An 18,008-nucleotide genomic window follows, 5' to 3' on the forward strand; every position below is an offset into this window, starting at 1 on the left:
CGCTCAGGCGGGTCGCATCCGCAATTCGTCGTGGACGATCCGGGCCGCGGCGGCCATCGCGGCCTCCGCCCCCGGCTGGGTCACCGCGGGCACCCGGGACCGCGTGAGTACCACGACGGCGAGGGTCTGACCGTCGGCGTGCTCGACCACGCCCGCCTCGTGCCGCAGATTCAGCAGCGTACCGGTCTTCGACGACCAGCGGGTGGCGTCGGAACTGAATTCGGGAGCGAGTCGCTGGCGTAACAGATTGTCCGACAACAATTCTCGTACCCGCTCGGCGGCGGCGGGATGGACGGCGCCACCCCGCCACAGTCCACCCAGCAGATCCGTGAACGCGCGAGCGGTGCCGATATTGGCGTGGCTGACGTCGAGTTGCACCACCGGATGCCCGCGCCCGGCGGTCGCCGCCTCGATGGCCAGGGTGTGCGCCAGATGTCCCTGCGCCGGTTCGAACTGTTCGGCTGGGGTGCGGACCAGATCGTCCATCAGATGCCGGACGACGATGCCCTCGTATCCCAGGCGGTGCAGTTCCTGTCCCACCGCGGCCGGTGGAGTCAGGTCGAACAGGGCGTCGGTGGCGTGACCGTCACTGATGGCGATGCTGAGATACAACAGATCGTCGAGGGCGATCGTGGCCGGATGCCGGAACCTGCCCAGTCCGGTCGGTCCCGCGATGGCCCGGCGGCCGGGCGATACCCGGATCGGCATGGCCGGATCGAGTTCACCGCGCACCACGCGTTCCATGGTCGCCAGCGCCAGCGGCACCTTGACCAGGGAGGCGATCGGCAATTCGAGTTCGGCGTCGAATCCGAGTTCGTCACCGGTGTCGAGATCGCGCACGAGAATCGCGCCACGCAACCCGGCATCGTCCAATTCGGCCCGGGCACGGTGCAATGCGGTCGACACTCCCATAGTTCACTCCCGCTCCGCCGGCGCGCCGAGACACCGGGCCAGCAGGTCCGGCGGCAGCGCCCGAATCCGATCCGCGTCCGCGCGCACCCCGGCCGCGACGTCGTAGCCGCGCACCGGTTCCAGCTCGCCGATCGGCCGCCACCGCAACTCCAGCTCCCGGGCCTGCGCCCGCGAGCACAGCAGGAGATCGCCCGCATCGAGCACCGCGGCGACCGCCGCCACCAGCGACGGCGCGACCGCCATCTGTCCCGGGCGCAGGCCGAGGGCGTCGCGTGATCGGATCATGCGATCGCGGATATGCGGCAGATCGTCCTCGGGCTGGATCCAGATCCGCCGCCGCTGCCGCCGGTCGGAAACCCGGACCACGCGCAGACTCTCCAGATAGACCGGACCGTCCGGGAGATCGGCGCCGGCCAGCCCCAACGGCACCCGCCAGACACCCTGATCGGCCGCGACGGCCACGATCGCGGCGCGGACCTCCTGTGTCCGCGCGAGTTCGCCGCGCCGCGCCGGGGCCTCGGGGTGGGGATCGAGGTTGACCGCCAGCCCACGACAGGCCGCGACCAGCCGGGCCAGCGCCACCGGACCGCAGATCTCCGGGACCGCGAGCCGGAAGGGCTGCTCCCGAACCTGATCGGCATGTCGTTCCATGGTCTCGGCGGATTCGACCAGCCGCCGGGCCGAAGGCAACATATCGCGGCCGAACGGGGTGAGAGTGGCGGTGCGCGCCGAGCGATCCAGCAGCCGCGCGCCCAGATGACTTTCCAGCGCGGCGATCCGGCGGCTGGCCACCGACTGCGGAATCCGCGCCGCGGCCGCACCCGCGGTGAAACTACCGAGACCACTCACCGCGACGAACGCTCTGCAGGCCGCGACGAGATCCACGACCGCAGTCTATGCCGAAACAGCATGGAAACCGCCGGAACTGTCTTGGACAGCATCGACGAACGGTGCGAACCTTCCTCCGAGCGCTCACCGTCGTTCCCACGAGAAGATGGATATGCCGATGACTTATCGCTACCGCCGGGGCACCGCCGCGATCGCGGCCGGAGCCACACTGCTGCTGCTGAGCGCCTGTGGCGCCGACCGGGCAGCGACTCCCGCGAGCACATCGACGTCGACCACGGCCACGGTCCCCCTCGACGCGTCGGCGATCAGCGAACTGCACGAGCTGGATTCCCGATTGCACGGCCGGATCGGCGTCTACGCCCTCGACACCGGTTCCGGGCGCACCGTCGAATACCGGGCCGACGAGCGGTTTCCCTATGCCTCGACCTTCAAGGCACTGGCCGCGGGCGCGATCCTGACCACCACCGCCCCGGCCGACCTCGACCGGCGGATCACCTACACCCGCGCCGACCTGGTCGCCAATTCACCGGTGACCTCGCAACACGTCGACCAGGGTCTGACGCTGCGCGAAATCCTCGACGCCGCGGTCAGGTTCAGCGACAACACCGCCGGCAACCTGATGTTCGCGCACCTGGGCGGCCCGGCCGGGCTGCAGCGGCAACTGCGCGATATCGGCGACCAGGTCACCCGGATGGACCGGACCGAGACCACCCTCAACGAGGCCATCCCCGGCGATACCCGCGATACGAGTTCGCCGCGGGCGCTGGCCTCCGACCTCCGGCATTTCACGCTGGATCCGGCTGTGGCCACCGAGGATCGGGATGCGCTCACCGGCATGCTGCGGGCCAACACCACCGGCGGCGAACTGATCCGGGCGGGTGTGCCCGCCGGGTGGACGGTCGGCGACAAGACCGGCGCCGGCGACTACGGCACGCGAAACAACATCGCGGTGGCGTGGCCGCCCGGCCGGGCTCCGATCGTCATCGCGGTACTGACCACCCGCGATCGGCCCGACGCCGAATACGACAACGCGGCCGTCGCCCGCGCCGCGGCCCTCGCTATCGCGGCGCTGGACGGTGGACCCGCCCCGAAGTGATCCCGCCTCGCGGCGAAGCACGTGTTCCCCGGACCAGTGCCGGTCGGTCCGGGGAACACGGCCTTCTCTACCGGCCGATCACTTGGCCGGAGCCGGTGGGTTGAACGGCGAGTTGATGGTGGTGAAGTACTGCGTCGCGGCCAGCAGCGCCACCGGAGCGGTGACCAGCAACTGACCCGCAAGAGTGCCGAGGGCGCCCACCGCGACGATGCCGCCCAAGCAGCCCACCAGGGCCGCCGGCAGAAATCCGCCGAACAGACCGATGATCGCCGCCGCCGCGACGGTCGCGCCCGCGATACCGCCCAGCACGCAGCCCACGGCTCCACCGGTGATACCACCGACCAGCGTGCCGATCGTGGCGCCCGCGGTGAGGGTGCTGGTCAAACGCGTCCAGGCCGCCTGCTCACGGTCGTACGGGGTCTTCCACGGCGCCTGGTCCTGATAGGGCAGATCGACCGGCTTGTAGATCGCGTGCCCCGCATCGAACCGCGGTGTCAATGTCGCGGTGCGGCCGCTGATATCGGCCGCGATCGGAAATTCGAAATCGTCGACGCGGAACTTCAATTCGGTTCCGGCCAGTCTGGTTCCGTCCGGTGACTTGATTTCGAACACCCCGTCGTGGACATCGAGGGATCCGGCGTCGGTCGAGATGATCGTCGATTTCTCATTGGTCGTGGCCTGGTAGTTCACCACACCCGGGTCCTGGGCCGGCGCCGCGCTGACGGTGCCGGCCGCGATGCCCACGGCGGCGGCCACCGTGGCGCCGACCACGGCTGAATTCCTTATCTTCACTGCCCTGTTCCTCATCATCGGGCTGCGGTAATTCACGCAGCGATTCGCCGCTCACGGATTTCGTCACCATTCGCATCCAACGGGGGTAACCGGAATGCGACGGCCCGTAGCAACGGATCTATTTTGGAATGAATGAGAAACTGCAACGAGGTTAATAACCAGTTGGATTCCAATCGAATATCGACCGAGATAAATTAAATCTCACGAAGCATATTGAAAGCAAAAACACCTCCGCACCTTTCGGTGCGGAGGTGTTTCACTCGGCGCGGGAACGCTACCGGCTCAGGGCTACCGGTAGGACGTTCACTTGGCCGGCGCCGCGGGGTGGAACGGCTCGTTGATGGTGCTGAAGTACTGGATCAGGGCGCCGATGGCGACCGGGGCGGTCACGAAGAGCTGGCCCGCGATCACACCCAGGAAACCGACCGCGGCGGCACCGGCGACACAGCCGCCCAGCGGGCCGAGACCGAACAGGGTGGCCAGCGCACCGGTCGCGACGATACCGAGGGCGGCACCGGCGATGCAGCCGACAGCAGCCCCACCGAGACCGCCGACCACCGTGCCGATGGTGGCACCGGTAGCGACGGTGTCCTTCAGGCGAGTGAAGGCGGCGACCTCACGCTCGTAGGGGGTCTTCCACGGCGCCGAGTCCTCGAACGGCAGCGCGACCGGCTTGTAGACCGCGTGCTGCAGATCGAACTGGGGCGTCAGGGTGGCGGTGCGGCCCGAGATGTCGGCAGCGATCGGAAATTCGAAATCGTCCACCCGGAACTTCAATTCCGTACCCGCCACGGTGGCCCCGTTGGCGGCCTTGATCGTGAACACACCGTTCTCGACGTCCATCGAACCGGAGTCCGTTGTCACGGTGGCCGATCTGTCGTCACTGGATGCTCGATAACCGACGGGTTGAACATCATCGGCGGGGGCGGCGTTCACCGTTCCCGCCAGGGCGCTCAGGGTGGTCGCGACCAGCGCCGTGAGCACGGCGAATTTCCTCAATTTCACTGCTACTGAATCCTCAATCTTCCGGCCGCCGGCAGAACCGCGCGGCACAGGTCGCCGTGTCCGGCACGACACACGGCGCGGGACAGTTTGCGGGCATCCGACAAGGTCGAACCAGAGTAAGAACCAGCCCGATTTCAACCGGTGACGTGCTCCGCACCCTCGGGCAGGATCGAGCCGGATTGCCGTATCGCGCCACCGACAACCCAGTAACCCGAGGTTCTACGTTGACATCCCAAGCAATACGGCCGACCGTCAGCTGGTCGGCCGCGGCTCGTTTACAGAAACTACCGCGATTACCTTATCTGCCCGGTGCGCGTTCCGCGCGGCTGATCACCCCCGTTCTCATCGTCGTCGTCTGGCAAATCGCAAGTGCCACCGGTATTTTGCCGGAAAAGCTGCTGGCCGCGCCGACCACGGTGGCCCGTACGGCGATCGACCTCGTCGGGGACGGGACCCTACCGCACGCGATCTTGATTTCCCTGCAGCGGGCAGCCATCGGATTCGCCATCGGCGCCGCCATCGGGATCGGCCTGGCCCTCATCGCCGGCCTCAGCACCCTGGGCGAACATGTCGTCGACCCGGTGATGCAGATGCTGCGCACACTACCGTTCTACGGCCTGATCCCGCTGCTGATTCTGTGGTTCGGCATCGGAGAGTTGCCCAAGATCGTGCTGGTGGCCTTCGGCGTCGCGATTCCGTTGTATCTCAACACTTTCTCGGGCATTCGCGGTGTGGACGGCAAACTCGCGGAGCTGGGCCGCGTACAGCAGCTGTCCAAACCGGCGCTGATCCGGCACATCGTGCTCCCGGGCGCCCTGCCGCAGACCCTGGTCGGACTGCGGCAGTCGCTCGGTGTCGCCTGGCTGGCCCTGATCGTCGCCGAACAGGTCAATGCCGATGCGGGACTGGGCTTTCTGATCAACGACGCGCGGGAGTTCCTGCGCACCGATGTCATCGTCGTCGGCCTGCTCGTCTACAGCCTGCTCGGCCTGCTCACCGATGCCGCCGTCCGGCTGGTGGAAAGAAAGGCGCTGGTATGGCGACGCGGGTTCTTGGGGAACTGAACGACACGGCGCGCCGGGACACCGCGTCCGAGCCGGTGGCGAGCATTCGCGGGCTGGGCCGGGCGTTCGACGGCCGCACCGTGCTGGACACGATCGATCTCGATATCGGCCGTGGCGAATTCGTGGCCCTGCTCGGTCGCAGCGGCACCGGCAAATCCACGCTGCTGCGCATCCTCGCCGGACTCGACAACGACTACGACGGCGAACTGGATGTCCACGGAGAAGCGGCCGTGGCCTTCCAGGAACCCCGGCTGGTGCCGTGGAAACGCGTGCACGCCAACGTCTCTCTCGGACTTCGCCGTTCCGATCCGGCGGCCGCCACCCGCGCCGCGCTGGCGGAGGTCGGGTTGAGCGCCCGCGCCGACGCCTGGCCGCTGACGCTGTCCGGCGGTGAGGCGCAGCGAGTCTCTCTGGCCCGCGCCCTGGTCCGAGAGCCGGATCTGCTTCTGCTGGACGAGCCGTTCAGTGCGCTGGACGCGTTGACCCGCATCACGATTCACTCGCTGGTGCTGGATCTGTGGGCCCGCCACCGGCCCGGTGTCCTGCTGGTCACCCACGACGTGGACGAGGCTTTGCTGCTGGCCGACCGCGCCATCGTGCTCGCCGACGGCGGGATCGCCCGCGACCTGCGCATCGATCTGCCCCGCCCGCGCCGGCGCGAAACACCCGAACTCGTCGCCCTGCGCACCACCCTGCTCACCGAACTGGGTGTCACCGAAGATCCCGAAACAGAGAGTCCCGCATGATCCCCCGTCGCCTCCTGCTCGCTGTCGCCGTCGTCGCGGTGGTCGCGACCGCATGTGGCAGTTCCGATTCCGACGACGCGGCGGTGCGCCCGGACGGTTCGGTGGATCTGTCGCAGGTCACCCTGCGTATCGGCGACCAGAAGGGCACCGGCCTGCAGGCATTGCTGGACGCTGCCGGTGAGCTGCGGTCGGCGCCGTACAAGATCGAGTGGTCGCAGTACACCTCCGGTCCGCCGATGCTGGAGGCGATCAACTCCGGCGCCGTCGATTTCGGCAGTGTCGGCAATTCACCGCCGGTCTTCGCCGCAGCCGCCGGTTCGGATATCAAGATCGTCTCCGCCTACCGGTCCGGTACCGCGGGCCAGGCGATCCTGGTGCCGAAGGATTCGCCACTGCGCGCACCGGCCGATCTGCGCGGTAGGAAGATCGCGGTCACCAAGGGCAGTTCGGCCCACCACCACCTGCTGACCGTGCTCGACCGGAACGGGCTGTCGTTCAAGGATATTCAGCCGCAGTATCTGCAGCCCGCGGATGCGCTGGCGGCCCTGAGCTCCGGCAAGGTCGACGCCTGGGCCATTTGGGACCCTTACACCGCACTCGGGCAGATTCAGGAGAAAGCCCGGATCCTGGCGGACGGCAACGGATATATCAACGGGGACTCGTTCACCGTCGCGGGCACCAAGGCGCTGGCGAGCACCTCGCGCACCGCCGCCATCCGCGATGTGCTGGCCCGTCTCCAGCGCGCCCACGAATGGGCCGATCAGCACACCGATCAGTGGGCGCAGACCTTCGCCCGCATCAGCGGCATCCCGCTCGACGTGAGCACCCTCGCCGCGTCCCGGGATCCGTATCGAGATCACTCCCTGGATACCTCCGCGATCCAGGGTGAACAGCAGGTCGCCGACGCGTTCGCCGAGGCGGGACTGATTCCGAAGAAGCTCACGATGACCGACTTCATCGACACCCGCTTCAACGACCTCTACCCGACGACTTCCTAGGAGCCGCACCGATGAGCTTGTCCTTCCACTGGTTTCTGCCCACCTACGGCGATTCCCGCAATCTGGTCGCCGGCGGACACGGCACCTCGATGTCGGGTGACCGGCCGGCCTCGCTGCGCTATCTGAACCAGATCGCCGGCGCCGCCGAGGAGAACGGTTTCGAAGGCGTGCTGACGCCGACCGGGGCCTGGTGCGAGGACGCCTGGCTGACCACCGCCATGCTGGTCGAGACCACCGAGACACTCAAGTTCCTGGTCGCGTTCCGCCCCGGTGTGGTGAGCCCGACGCTGGCCGCGCAGATGGCCGGCACCTTCCAGCGGCATTCGCGCGGCCGGTTGCTGCTGAACGTGGTGACCGGCGGGGAACCGCACGAGCAGCAGGCCTACGGCGACTTCCTGGACAAGGAACAGCGCTACGAGCGCACCGGCGAGTTCCTGCACATCGTCCGGCAGCTGTGGGAGTCCGCGGATCCGGTCAGCTTCGAGGGCAAGCACCTGCAGGTGCGCAACGCGCAGTTGAACAATCGCCCCGACCCGCTGCCGCCGGTGTTCTTCGGCGGCTCGTCGGCCGCCGCCGGACCGGTCGCGGCCCGCTACGCCGACACCTATCTCACCTGGGGTGAGCCGCTGTTCGCGGTGAGCAAGAAGCTGGAGTGGATTCGCCGGCTGGCGGTGGATCACGGCCGGGTGCTCGACTACGGCCTGCGCATCCACGTCATCTCCCGCGACACCTCCGAACAGGCGTGGGCCGAGGCCGACCGGCTGCTCCAGGCGGTCGATCCCGCGGATATCGAACGCGTGCAGGCGAATCTGGCGCAGAGCGAGTCGGAGGGACAGCGCCGGATGCTGGAACTGCACGGCGGCAGCACCGATCGACTCGAGATCGCACCGAATCTGTGGGCCGGGGTGGGCCTGGTCCGCGGCGGTGCGGGTACGGCTCTGGTCGGCTCGCACGAGGAGGTCGCCGAGCGGCTGATCGAATACTCCCGCCTCGGTATCACACACTTCATCCTGTCCGGTTATCCGCACGTCGAGGAGGCGTACTGGTTCGGCGAGGGAGTGCTGCCGATCCTGCGGCGTCGCGGCCTGTGGCAGCCGCCCGCTCATCGCGAGAACCGGGTCACCACAACGCCGTTCGCGACCGCGGCGGCCGGCAGCAGCTGACCCGAATCGGCCCCGGCATAGACGCCGGGGCCGATTCGCGGGTCAGCGCGCGTCGGCGATCCAACTACCGTGGAACCCCGCCGGGACCCGCCGCGGCAGCCGTACCGACGCGGTCCGGGACAGATCCGCGGCGTCGAGGACGAGCAGTTCGGACCCGCGCCCGCCGCGATCGGAGACGATCGTGAGCAGCCAGCCCTCGTCCTCACCGCGTGCGTCCGCGGCCGGCACGAAGACCGCCTCACCGGGAGCGAAGTCCGCGCCCAATTCGCATGCGGTCGAATTACCCTGTTCCACATCATATTTCACGATCGCGGTATCGGCCGCGGCGTACAGGAACCGGGAGGGCGATCCCGTGCGTTCGTCGTCGTGGGTCGGGAATTCGACGTCCCGATCATCGCGACGCGTTGCGCCGACCCGACCGGATTCGAGATCGAGCACCCACCGGTGCAGGTGTGCCGCGCCCGTCCCGGCGACGGTATCGGCACCGCCGCCACCGATCCCGGTCCAGATCGCGGCGAAATCCTCGGGCGCGTAGCGCACGGCGTCCAGCACGATCCGGCCCCGCGAGTCCTCGTAGGCGTTACCGACGTGGAAGACGTAACAGGGATCGATGTCGAACCACCGCACCGCACCGCCCGCGCGCGGCATGACGCCCAGGCGAGCGGGGTAGTCACCGTCCCATCGGAACGGCATGCGGCCCAGGAGCGCCGGATCGAATACCACCGGGAGATCGAGCCAGACGACATAACGCTCGGTGATGGCGAAATCGTGCATCATGGTCGGCCCGCCGACCTCCACGACCCGGCTTTCGGCCAGCTCCCCCGCCGCCGTCAGGCGGTGATAGGTGAGATACGGCGGAGTGAAACCGTAACCGAAGAACAACAATTCGCCGGTGCGCGGATCACGCTTCGGATGGGCGGTCATCGCGGTGGTGAGGCGGCCGCCGAAATCACAGCTGCCGACCGTCGCCAGTTCCGGGGTGAGTTCGTAGGGCAGGCCGCTCTCGACGAGTGCCAGAATCCGATCGGCGTGCGAGATCACGTGGGTATTGGCCGGGACTGCGCCGAGATCGACGATGCCGTCGGCGCCGACGAAGGGGGCGCCGACGGTGAATCGAGGCGTGCGCACCCACCGATTGCGGTACCACTCCGCACGGCCGTCGCGCAGCCGCACCCCGTGCACCATGCCGTCGCCGACGAACCAGTGCCCACTGGCCCGCCCCGGTGGCGGATTCGGCCCGTTGCGGAAGTAGCGGCCGGTCAGCTCGGGCGGCAACCGTCCGTCGATCGGCAGATCGTAGGCGTCGATCTCGTCCGGTACGGGCGCGAGCAGCCCGGTCAGCCACGGTGTCGTCACTGCGTCGGTCATGCTGGTTCCTCCTCCATTGTCGATGCCGCGGCATCCGCTCGGCGCCGGGCGTATTCGGGATAGCGGGCGGTGAAGATCGCGGCGGCGGCGACGAGAGCGACCTTGCAGGCCACCAGGGCCACCACGGAGTGCGGACTCCGGTACCGCACCACCGCCAGCGACACCGCCTCGAGGGTGAAGCACAGGGCCCACACGAGGGTGATGATCACGTTGACCCGTTCGAAAGCCGTGGTGCGAGCGATCTCTTCGCTCACGGTGCGGCGCGCGATACCCCGCGTGAAGGGCCGCCGCAGCGCCAGGCTCAGCCACGCGGTCGCGCCCAGCCACGCCATGGCCAGCGCGGTTCCGTAGTCGAGTGCCGGGGAATCCGGCGCGAACACCGACCAGAGGGCGAACAACGCCATGAAGCCGGTGGTGGACAGATCCAGGATCAGCTCGTCGAACCGGCGTCCGGCCCGGCGGTCCGCGGCGATCAGCACCAAGGCGGCGATCAGGCCATCGACGGCGCCGACGCGATTGTCCACTCCACTGCCCACGGCGAGCACGATCCACGGCAGGAAGGTGCGGGCGTAGTACTTCGACACGGTCTCGGCCTTCCGTCGCCCCGATATGCCACTTCTGACATGTCGAAAGTAGAGGTTCCAATCACAACATGTCAATACTGAAATGTCAGAGTAGACATGTTAAGTTCGGAGTATGAGCCTCCGATACGCAGCGCTGGGACTGCTCGCCGATCGCGGCCCGGCCAGCGGTTACGACCTGCTGAAGATCTTCGAGATCTCCCTCGGCAACGTCTGGCAGGCCACGCAGAGTCAGCTGTACGGCGAACTCGGCAAACTCACCGCCGACGGGCTGATCGAGGTTGCCGAAGAGGGTGCGCGCGGGCGCAAGGTGTACGCGATCACCGAGGCCGGCTGCGAGGAACTACGGCACTGGATGATCGAGGTCGATCCGCAACCCGCCCGGCGCGACGAGACGATGCTGCGGGTCTTCCTGCTCGGCACCATCGAGCCCGCGGAGCGGCGCGCCTACCTGCGAAAATGCGCAGAGGCGCTGGAGCGGCGACTGACCGAGGTGCACGAACTGGAAGCACGCATCGACTGGGACGACGACGATCTGTCCCAGTACGGCCACCTGGTGATGGATTACGGCAAGCAGTTCATCCGGATGCGCGGCGAGTGGTTCGCGGCGGCCGCGGACAAGATCTGATCCGGGCCGCTCTACTTCGCCTTGTCCGCCTTCGCGGCAGCCTTCATCTGCTTCTTGAAGGCCCGCACCTCCAGCAGCGATTCGCCATCGACGATATCGGCGGCCGAACGGCGTGAATTCTGTTCGGAGTACGCCCCCGCGGCCTTCTCCCAGCCCCTCGGGTGGATCCCGAGCTGCTTACCGAGCAGCGCCAGGAAGATGCGCGCCTTCTGATCGCCGTACCCGGGCAGCTCCTTGAGCCGGCGCAGCACCTCTGTGCCGTCGGGATCGTCCCTGGTCCAGATCGCGGAGGTGGTGCCGTCGTAATGTTCGACCACGTATCGGGCCAGATCCTGGGTGCGGCGCGCCATCGACCGGCCGTAGCGGTGAATCGCCGGCGGGGTCGCGCCCAGCTCCTCGAACTCCTCCGGATCGGCCTCGGCGATCTTGTGGATATCGAAACCGTTCATCCGGTCGGCGATCTTCTTCGGACCGCGGAAGGCGTGCTCGAGCGGGAACTGCTGATCGAGCAGCATCCCGGTCAGCAACGCGAAATCGTCTTCCGACAGCAGCTTGTCCGCCTCCGGCTCCTGCGCGAGGCACAGTTTGCGGCTCACCATGCATTGATCATGTCAGACGTCCGGATATCCGCCTACCGACCCGGTGACAGGACTCACACGGCTACCCACCCGTAGCTTTTCTGCGCGCGTAGGGTCACTGCCATGCCCGACACTTTGGCAACTCCCACGGTGGAAGATATGGCGCCCACACACAGCTCCTCGGCAGACAATTCCTCACCCTCGGGGTTGAGGCCGGACCGTTTCGATCGCGCGGGCCGCGACCAACTCATCGACGTCAACGATCTGCAGGCGGCACTGCCCGGGGTTCGCGACCTCCGCCGCTGGGCCCACGAGGCCCTCGCCGTCGCACCCGGAGAGAGTGCGGTCGATATCGGTTCCGGTACCGGTTCGGAGGTCTTCACCTTCGCCGACGCGGCCGGACCGACCGGCGACGCGGTCGGCGTCGAACCGGATCCGAATCTGCTGGCGGCCTCCGAACGCCGGGCCGCCCAGCTCGATTCGTCGGCCCGATTCGTCACCGGCGACGCCTACGGACTGCCGTTCGGCGCCGATACCTTCGATGCCGCGCTCTGCGAGCGCGTCTTCCAGCACCTGACCGCCCCGGCTCGGGCCGCCGGCGAAATCGCCCGGGTGCTGAAGCCCGGCGGCCGAGTGGTCGTGATGGACAGCGACTGGGGTACCGCCCTCGTCCACCCCGGAGACCGGCGCGTGGTGCACGAGGTGATCGAAACCCTGATCTCCAACACCACCAATCCGTTCTCGGGCCGGCGGCTGCCCGGTCTGCTCACCCAGGCCGGACTGGTCATCGACGATATCGGCTCACATGCGCTGGTCCAGGACTCGACCGTCGGCGCCGGTGCGCTGGTGGCACGGATCTCGGCGATGGCGGTGGCCCGCGCGGCGATCACCGAGGCGCAGCGACAGCAACTGCTCGAGGAGCTCGAGGCCGGAGCACGCAGCGGCGACATCCACCTGTCGGTGACGATGTTCGCGGTGCTCGCACACAAGCCGCGGTAACACCCCCGGAATACCGAGCGGGGCGGGCCGAGTTCGAACTCGGCCCGCCCCGCGGTATTTCCACAGCCTACGCGGCCAGGGACTTCTCGGTGGCCGCCAGCAGCACGCAGGTCGCCAGGCCGTCCATCGCCTTCTCCAGATCGGCCAGAGACGGGAAGCTGGGAGCGATCCGAATGTTCTTGTCCTCCGGATCCTTTCCGTACGGGAACGCCGAGCCGGCCGGCGTCAGCGCGATCCCGGCCTCCTTCGCCAGCGCCACCACCCGCGCGGCCGTCCCCTCGACCACGTCGAGGCTGATGAAGTAGCCGCCCTTCGGTTCGGTCCACGAGGCGACCTTCGACGCGCCGAGGCGATCCTCCAGAATCCGCAGCACCAGTTTGAATTTCGGCTCCAGCAGCGCCCGATGCGCCTGCATGTGCCGGCGCACCCCGTCGGCATCGCCGAAGAAGCGCAGGTGCCGCAGCTGGTTCACCTTGTCCGGGCCGATGCTCTTCTTCGCCGCGTATTTCAGGTACCAGGTCAGGTTCTCGGTGGACGATCCGAAGAAACTGACCCCGGAACCCGCGAAGGTGATCTTCGAGGTGGAGGCGAACACGAAGGGCCGGTTCGGATTTCCGGCCGCCGCGGCCAGGCCGAGCACGTCGATCACCGGAGCCGCGGTATCGGTCAGCGGGTGCACCGCGTAGGCGTTGTCCCAGAACAAGCGGAAGTCCGGTGCCGCGGCGGGCATCGAAACCAGCTCGCGCACAACCTCTTCGGAGAAGGTGACGCCGGTCGGGTTGGAGTAGTTCGGTACCGCCCACAGGCCCTTGATCCGCGGGTCGGCGGCGACCAGTTCCGCGATCGCGTGCACATCCGGGCCGTCGTGGCCGATGGCGATCGGGATCATCTCCACACCGAGCGACTCGGTGATCGCGAAGTGGCGGTCGTAGCCGGGGCTCGGGCACAGGAACTTGATCGGCTCGTCGGCCCAGCGGCCCTTCGAGTCGGCGGTGCCGTGCAGCATCGCGAACACGATGATGTCGTGCATCAATTCCAGGCTGGCGTTGTTGCCGGCCAGCAGATTCTCCACCGGAATCCCGAGCAGCTCACCGAAGATCGCGCGCAGTTCCGGAAGTCCGTGCAGACCGCCGTAATTGCGGCAGTCGGTGCCCTTACCGTCGCGATAGTCGTCGGCGCCGGGCAGCGCGAGCAGACCGGTCGAGAGGTCGAGTTGCTCCGGTGAGGGCTTACCTCTCGTCAGATCCAGCGTGAGCTTCTCGGTCTGGAGCTTCGCGTAGTTCGCGGTCTGCGTCTCGTGTTCGGATACGAGTTCCGCATGGCTCATCAAACCGATCTGCGTTTGCCGAGGCATCCTGAGCAGCCTTTCAAGCAGCGTGGGGTAACAGGTTGACGGATCGCGCGCTTCTGGCGCCGACCCAGCCGACCACGTTACTCGCCGAGTGCGCCGCGTGGCAGATGAGTTTCCCCCGGAGAAATCTCGGAAAAATAAGGGGACCCCGCGCACCCGGCAGAGCCCGTTGACCCTTGCTGCCTTCCGGCCCTGGGGGAGTTCACAGGATGCGCGCCGCGCGGGATCCGTCGGCCAGTGTAGTCATATCCGCCGCGGGGAGGGAATCCGGGCGCGCCGCCGCAGGTGAGAGTTCCCCCCAACGGGCGCTCACCCCACGAGACGGCCGCTCTCGAAGTCGATACGATCACCTCCGACATTTTCGAGGGGGCTTCCGCGCCAGGACCGGAGGAATGACGTGACAGGCAGTAACCCACCGCACGGTGGACCCGAGCAACCGGGGCAGGGTAATCCGCCCAACGAAACCGTGCACTGGTGGTCCACACCGGCGGCGCCCGAACAGCCGCTGACCGGCACCGACCCGACCGTCATGGGAGGGCAGGCCGGGGTTACCGGCACCGATCCGACCGTCCTGGGGGCCGGATTCGACGCCTACCACAGCGGGACGCAACATCCCTACCCACAGCAGCAGCAGCCGTCGCACCCGGGCTACCCGCAGCAGCCGCCGCCACCGTCGCACCCGGGTTATCCACAGCAGCAGTTCCCGCCGCCGTACGGGCAGCAGCCGGGTTATCCCCAGCCGGGCAAGAAGAACAACAACACACCGTGGATCGTCGGCGGCGTGGTCGGCCTGGTCGTGGTGATCGGCATCGTCATCGGCGTGATCGCGCTCACCGGGGGCGACGGGGGCAGCAAGGGCGGCTCCAGCACCAAGAAGGGCGTCGACGGCAGCTACTCGATGGCCAACGTCACCAATGCCTGCTCGCTGATCGACCCGACCGTCCTGCGCAGATGGGCGCCGGACCCCAAGGACTCCCCCGAGCACACCGAACGCGCGCCCGACTCCAGCTACGGCGGCGGCAACCTGTCCTGCCGGGCGCGCTACGACGGCGCCGGGAAGTACGGGAGCAACGGCTCCGACATCGACTTCGAGGCCGACTTCCAGAGCAAGTACGGCGATCCGGAGTTCAACAGCTGGAAGAACTCCGACACCAAGACCACCGGTAGCGGCCGGACCTCGGGCGATATCGCGGGTATCGGCAGCCAGGCGTACTACGCCGCCTACCAGCAGGACTACTCGAGCTTCGTCACGCTCGACTACACCTGCGCGGCCATCGACTCCAACGTCTCGGCCAAGGTCGAGCTCCGCATCCAGGGTGAGAAGTCCATCAACACCGACGACGTGGCCACCACATGTAAGGACCAGCTGAAGAAAGCCCTGGCAGGCCTGCACAAATAGGCCCATTTTTCGTTCCGGGGGATGCACCCGGTATATTGCTCTGCGGAGGATTCGCCTAGTGGCCTATGGCGCTCGCCTGGAACGCGGGTTGGGTTAACGCCCTCAGGGGTTCAAATCCCCTATCCTCCGCCAAGGGAAACGCCCGCTACCGATTCGGTAGCGGGCGTTTCCCGTTGCGTTCAGAGCCTAGGCCGGGCGACTACTCGTTCGACAGACGGTGCGCGGTGAAATCGATCGGACCGGTGACCGCGTCCCCGTTGTCGAGGAACATGCCCGGCCCCATGACCACCGGACCGTTCGCACTGCCGCCCGGGGTTGCCGCGTCGGCGGCGAACTCCGCCCAGGTGGTGGGGCGTTCATCGGGGACCCGGGGATCACCTTCCCCATCGAAATCAGGATCGTCGGGACCGGCCGGATTCGCGTTGTTCATCCGCCAACGCTCCCACGATCGGCCGGTACGGGCCGTCCCCAGTCCCGGGAGTCCGGAGAGCCCCGCGTCGGCGCTGTCGATGGCCTTCCCTCGGCGTGCGCCGAGATTCGATGTATTCGGCGTGTCGCTCCGAGCGCGAGAAGTCCCTGTGGGGCAGCCCTTTTCGGAGGAATCGGCGGGCACGCCGAGACGCCCGGCGGCGAATCTCCTGCGCGAGACGGTCGCTCGCGATACACCGGCTCGAGCGCCCGCCGACGACGATGTCCCGGCTGGAACCGCTCCCGAGCGATACGTGCCGACTCTATGATCGATGAACCAGTACGCGGGGAGAGGTCGTAACGGTATGGGGAGCGCAGAATTCGACAAGAAGGGCCGCCTCCGTCGGGTCGTGGTCACGGTCACGGGCGGGACCTCGGAGGAAGTTCAGGAAGCATACGACCGGGCGTTCCGATCCACGATGAACGCAGCACGCCGGAAATCACCGTGGGTCTCCGGGTCGTTCTACCTGGCTGCCACGCTGATTCTGCTGATCGTGTTGCTGGCGATCGCTCGCCTCGCCCCCGTATGGACAGTCCCCGTGGTCATCGCCGGAGCGGTACTTCTGATGTCGGTGGTCGGCGCATTCCAGCTTCGCCAGGATGACGCCCTCAGCGAGTACGGCTTCCTCACCTTGATGATCGCCGCCCTGGGCAAAGTGCCGAAGCTGATACGGACCGGCAAACCAGACGGCGCCACGTCAGCTGACACGGTCCCCGAGGCCACCGAGCGCGATCAACCCGATCCCTCCGCAGCTGACCGATACATCGTTGCCGGGCGTCCCGGCCCCATCACCGAGGTGGCGAGCCCGCCCGGACGATGGTTCCGCTTCCGGCGTTGAGCCAGTCCAACGGACGAATGTCGTTGGGCGCCTTCGCACTCAGGTTCGGTCGTACGCCGGGGTCCGGCGGATGGGGGCTCGGTAGCGGCGGCGGCGAGGCGGCCGTGAGGGCGGCGGCGGGCCGAGTTCGGACAAGAGCTCCCGGCGGCGCTCGGCGTCCACCGCGCTGCGATCGCGATAGGTGAGGGCGGCGTCCATCGCCCACAGCATGTCGAGGCCGAGGCCCTTCACCTCGGCGGCGCGCATGCGGCGGTACGCCTCGACGGGGCCCACGTCGGCCAGCTCGTCGACAGTGGTCACACCCGCGGGCGCGAGCATGGCGGCGGCGGCATCGCCCAGGCCCCAGCCGCGGCCCTGCCATTGCCGCACGCGCAGGTGCGCGTCGCCGCGGACCTGTTCGGCCTCGCTCCACACCGACGCTCGCAGAGCGTCGGGATCGGTGGGTGCGCCGGGGCGGGACAGCACCTGGGTTCGCGCCCGGCGGGCCACGCCCACCATGGGACGGAACCGGCGGAATATCTGGATCTCACCGTCGTGGCCTTGGTCCCAGGGATCGAGATAGGTGTAATCGGTGCCGAACCGGGTCGTGTCCAGTTCCGCCGCGAGCAATGCCCAGGCCCGGGCGTCGTCGGGAGTGCGCGGCTGGACGACGAGCAGACCGTGACGGCGGGCGATATCGCCCTCGCCGTCCCGATACCGCCGCTGTTTCCACCAGATCTCCGATGCGCCGGGTTCCAGCGTCCGGTCCAGCCCGAAGGTGTGCCAGCGCACAGTGCCCTCGGATCGCGACAGCGGAAGCCGGCGTCGCAGCTGCCGTGCCGCGTAATCGTCGAACGGCGTGCACCAACCCGGAACCAGGACAATGGGATCGGCCGGATCGGCATCGAACGGATTCGGGCTGAGAAACGGGCGGTCGATGAGCACAACGGTGCCCGGACGTCCCTGATAGGCCAGTCCCCACAGCAGCCGAGCCAGCAGTCGCGCGCCGTGATCATCGGACAGAACATGCCACGTCTCGTGGAAACGGTTGGTGCTGAAGCGAGCACGGGTCCCCGGACGGAGGGTGATCACGGTGTGGGCGCGACCGGACCACCGCACCGTATGCCGGTGCAGTTTGAGACCGTCGCGGACGGATCCGCCGGTGCCGGGGCGCTGGTGTTTCATCGAGATCC

Annotated in this window: 19 protein-coding genes, 1 tRNA gene and 1 other RNA gene; 10 read left to right on the plus strand and 11 right to left on the minus strand. The window is 67.7% G+C overall.

The window, feature by feature from the left end:
- Window positions 1–3 precede the first annotated feature (3 nt).
- Together LKD76_RS30955 and LKD76_RS30960 are read right to left on the minus strand one after the other, a co-directional pair.
- Window positions 4–912, minus strand: a complete 909-nt coding sequence (locus LKD76_RS30955; RefSeq protein WP_227984965.1) for a serine hydrolase — start codon at window positions 910–912, stop codon at window positions 4–6.
- A 3-nt stretch (window positions 913–915) separates the two neighbouring features.
- The gene (locus LKD76_RS30960; RefSeq protein ID WP_227984966.1) at window positions 916–1,797 is read right to left on the minus strand and encodes a LysR family transcriptional regulator; all 882 of its coding nucleotides are present in this window, start codon (window positions 1,795–1,797) and stop codon (window positions 916–918) included.
- Between the two features lie 121 nt (window positions 1,798–1,918).
- Here LKD76_RS30960 and bla point away from each other — a divergent pair, with 121 nt between their 5' ends.
- Window positions 1,919–2,857, plus strand: coding sequence for a class A beta-lactamase (gene bla, locus LKD76_RS30965; protein ID WP_227984967.1), 939 nt, complete (start codon window positions 1,919–1,921; stop codon window positions 2,855–2,857).
- Between the two features lie 78 nt (window positions 2,858–2,935).
- On the opposite strand, the gene LKD76_RS30970 is transcribed toward bla, so the two are convergent.
- Window positions 2,936–3,649 (minus strand): DUF8020 domain-containing protein, encoded by a 714-nt coding sequence (locus tag LKD76_RS30970; protein ID WP_372465955.1) that lies wholly within the window; start codon window positions 3,647–3,649, stop codon window positions 2,936–2,938.
- 303 nt (window positions 3,650–3,952) lie between these two features.
- A complete protein-coding gene (locus tag LKD76_RS30975) occupies window positions 3,953–4,654 on the minus strand; it encodes a DUF8020 domain-containing protein (protein ID WP_227984968.1) in 702 nt (233 codons plus the stop codon).
- 56 nt (window positions 4,655–4,710) lie between these two features.
- On the opposite strand from LKD76_RS30975, the gene LKD76_RS32030 reads away from it, so the two are divergent.
- The 4 genes from LKD76_RS32030 to LKD76_RS30995 are packed head-to-tail and all read left to right on the plus strand — an operon-like array spanning window position 4,711 to window position 8,625.
- The gene (locus LKD76_RS32030) at window positions 4,711–5,718 is read left to right on the plus strand and encodes an ABC transporter permease (RefSeq protein ID WP_227984969.1); all 1,008 of its coding nucleotides are present in this window, start codon (window positions 4,711–4,713) and stop codon (window positions 5,716–5,718) included.
- Window positions 5,691–6,464, plus strand: a complete 774-nt coding sequence (locus LKD76_RS30985; RefSeq protein WP_227984970.1) for an ABC transporter ATP-binding protein — start codon at window positions 5,691–5,693, stop codon at window positions 6,462–6,464. The genes LKD76_RS32030 and LKD76_RS30985 overlap by 28 nt, the downstream gene beginning before the upstream one ends.
- Entirely contained in the window at window positions 6,461–7,462 is a 1,002-nt protein-coding gene (locus LKD76_RS30990; RefSeq protein ID WP_227984971.1) for an ABC transporter substrate-binding protein, read from the plus strand. The genes LKD76_RS30985 and LKD76_RS30990 overlap by 4 nt, the downstream gene beginning before the upstream one ends.
- Window positions 7,463–7,473: 11 nt before the next feature.
- Window positions 7,474–8,625 (plus strand): LLM class flavin-dependent oxidoreductase, encoded by a 1,152-nt coding sequence (locus LKD76_RS30995; protein WP_227984972.1) that lies wholly within the window; start codon window positions 7,474–7,476, stop codon window positions 8,623–8,625.
- 42 nt (window positions 8,626–8,667) lie between these two features.
- On the opposite strand, the gene LKD76_RS31000 is transcribed toward LKD76_RS30995, so the two are convergent.
- Both LKD76_RS31000 and LKD76_RS31005 read right to left on the minus strand, forming a co-directional pair.
- Window positions 8,668–9,993, minus strand: a complete 1,326-nt coding sequence (locus LKD76_RS31000; RefSeq protein WP_227984973.1) for a carotenoid oxygenase family protein — start codon at window positions 9,991–9,993, stop codon at window positions 8,668–8,670.
- A complete protein-coding gene (locus LKD76_RS31005; protein WP_227984974.1) occupies window positions 9,990–10,577 on the minus strand; it encodes a hypothetical protein in 588 nt (195 codons plus the stop codon). The genes LKD76_RS31000 and LKD76_RS31005 overlap by 4 nt, the downstream gene beginning before the upstream one ends.
- A 112-nt stretch (window positions 10,578–10,689) precedes the next feature.
- Between LKD76_RS31005 and LKD76_RS31010 the strand changes: the two genes are divergently transcribed.
- Window positions 10,690–11,202 (plus strand): PadR family transcriptional regulator, encoded by a 513-nt coding sequence (locus tag LKD76_RS31010; protein WP_227984975.1) that lies wholly within the window; start codon window positions 10,690–10,692, stop codon window positions 11,200–11,202.
- Between the two features lie 11 nt (window positions 11,203–11,213).
- Here LKD76_RS31010 and LKD76_RS31015 read toward each other — a convergent pair whose 3' ends face one another.
- A complete protein-coding gene (locus LKD76_RS31015; protein WP_227984976.1) occupies window positions 11,214–11,801 on the minus strand; it encodes an HhH-GPD-type base excision DNA repair protein in 588 nt (195 codons plus the stop codon).
- Between the two features lie 138 nt (window positions 11,802–11,939).
- On the opposite strand from LKD76_RS31015, the gene LKD76_RS31020 reads away from it, so the two are divergent.
- Complete coding sequence (locus tag LKD76_RS31020) at window positions 11,940–12,779, plus strand: methyltransferase domain-containing protein (RefSeq protein ID WP_227985494.1); 840 nt, start codon at window positions 11,940–11,942, stop codon at window positions 12,777–12,779.
- A gap of 67 nt (window positions 12,780–12,846) precedes the next feature.
- On the opposite strand, the gene LKD76_RS31025 is transcribed toward LKD76_RS31020, so the two are convergent.
- Complete coding sequence (locus tag LKD76_RS31025) at window positions 12,847–14,133, minus strand: aspartate aminotransferase type Ic (RefSeq protein WP_227984977.1); 1,287 nt, start codon at window positions 14,131–14,133, stop codon at window positions 12,847–12,849.
- A gap of 134 nt (window positions 14,134–14,267) precedes the next feature.
- An RNA gene (gene ffs / locus LKD76_RS31030) (signal recognition particle sRNA small type) lies at window positions 14,268–14,362 on the minus strand.
- A gap of 165 nt (window positions 14,363–14,527) precedes the next feature.
- Here ffs and LKD76_RS31035 point away from each other — a divergent pair.
- On the plus strand, window positions 14,528–15,529 hold the full coding sequence (locus LKD76_RS31035) for a hypothetical protein (protein ID WP_227984978.1): 1,002 nt from the start codon (window positions 14,528–14,530) through the stop codon (window positions 15,527–15,529).
- A gap of 44 nt (window positions 15,530–15,573) precedes the next feature.
- A tRNA-Ser gene (locus LKD76_RS31040) sits at window positions 15,574–15,661 on the plus strand.
- Window positions 15,662–15,728: 67 nt separating this feature from the next.
- Here LKD76_RS31040 and LKD76_RS31045 read toward each other — a convergent pair.
- The gene (locus LKD76_RS31045; RefSeq protein WP_227984979.1) at window positions 15,729–15,959 is read right to left on the minus strand and encodes a hypothetical protein; all 231 of its coding nucleotides are present in this window, start codon (window positions 15,957–15,959) and stop codon (window positions 15,729–15,731) included.
- Between the two features lie 343 nt (window positions 15,960–16,302).
- Between LKD76_RS31045 and LKD76_RS31050 the strand changes: the two genes are divergently transcribed.
- The gene (locus tag LKD76_RS31050; protein ID WP_227984980.1) at window positions 16,303–16,836 is read left to right on the plus strand and encodes a hypothetical protein; all 534 of its coding nucleotides are present in this window, start codon (window positions 16,303–16,305) and stop codon (window positions 16,834–16,836) included.
- 39 nt (window positions 16,837–16,875) lie between these two features.
- Here LKD76_RS31050 and LKD76_RS31055 read toward each other — a convergent pair whose 3' ends face one another.
- Window positions 16,876–18,000, minus strand: coding sequence for a TfoX/Sxy family DNA transformation protein (locus LKD76_RS31055; protein ID WP_227984981.1), 1,125 nt, complete (start codon window positions 17,998–18,000; stop codon window positions 16,876–16,878).
- Between the last annotated feature and the right edge of the window lie 8 nt (window positions 18,001–18,008).

This window comes from Nocardia spumae, assembly GCF_020733635.1.
In the GTDB taxonomy this organism is placed as follows: domain Bacteria; phylum Actinomycetota; class Actinomycetes; order Mycobacteriales; family Mycobacteriaceae; genus Nocardia; species Nocardia spumae.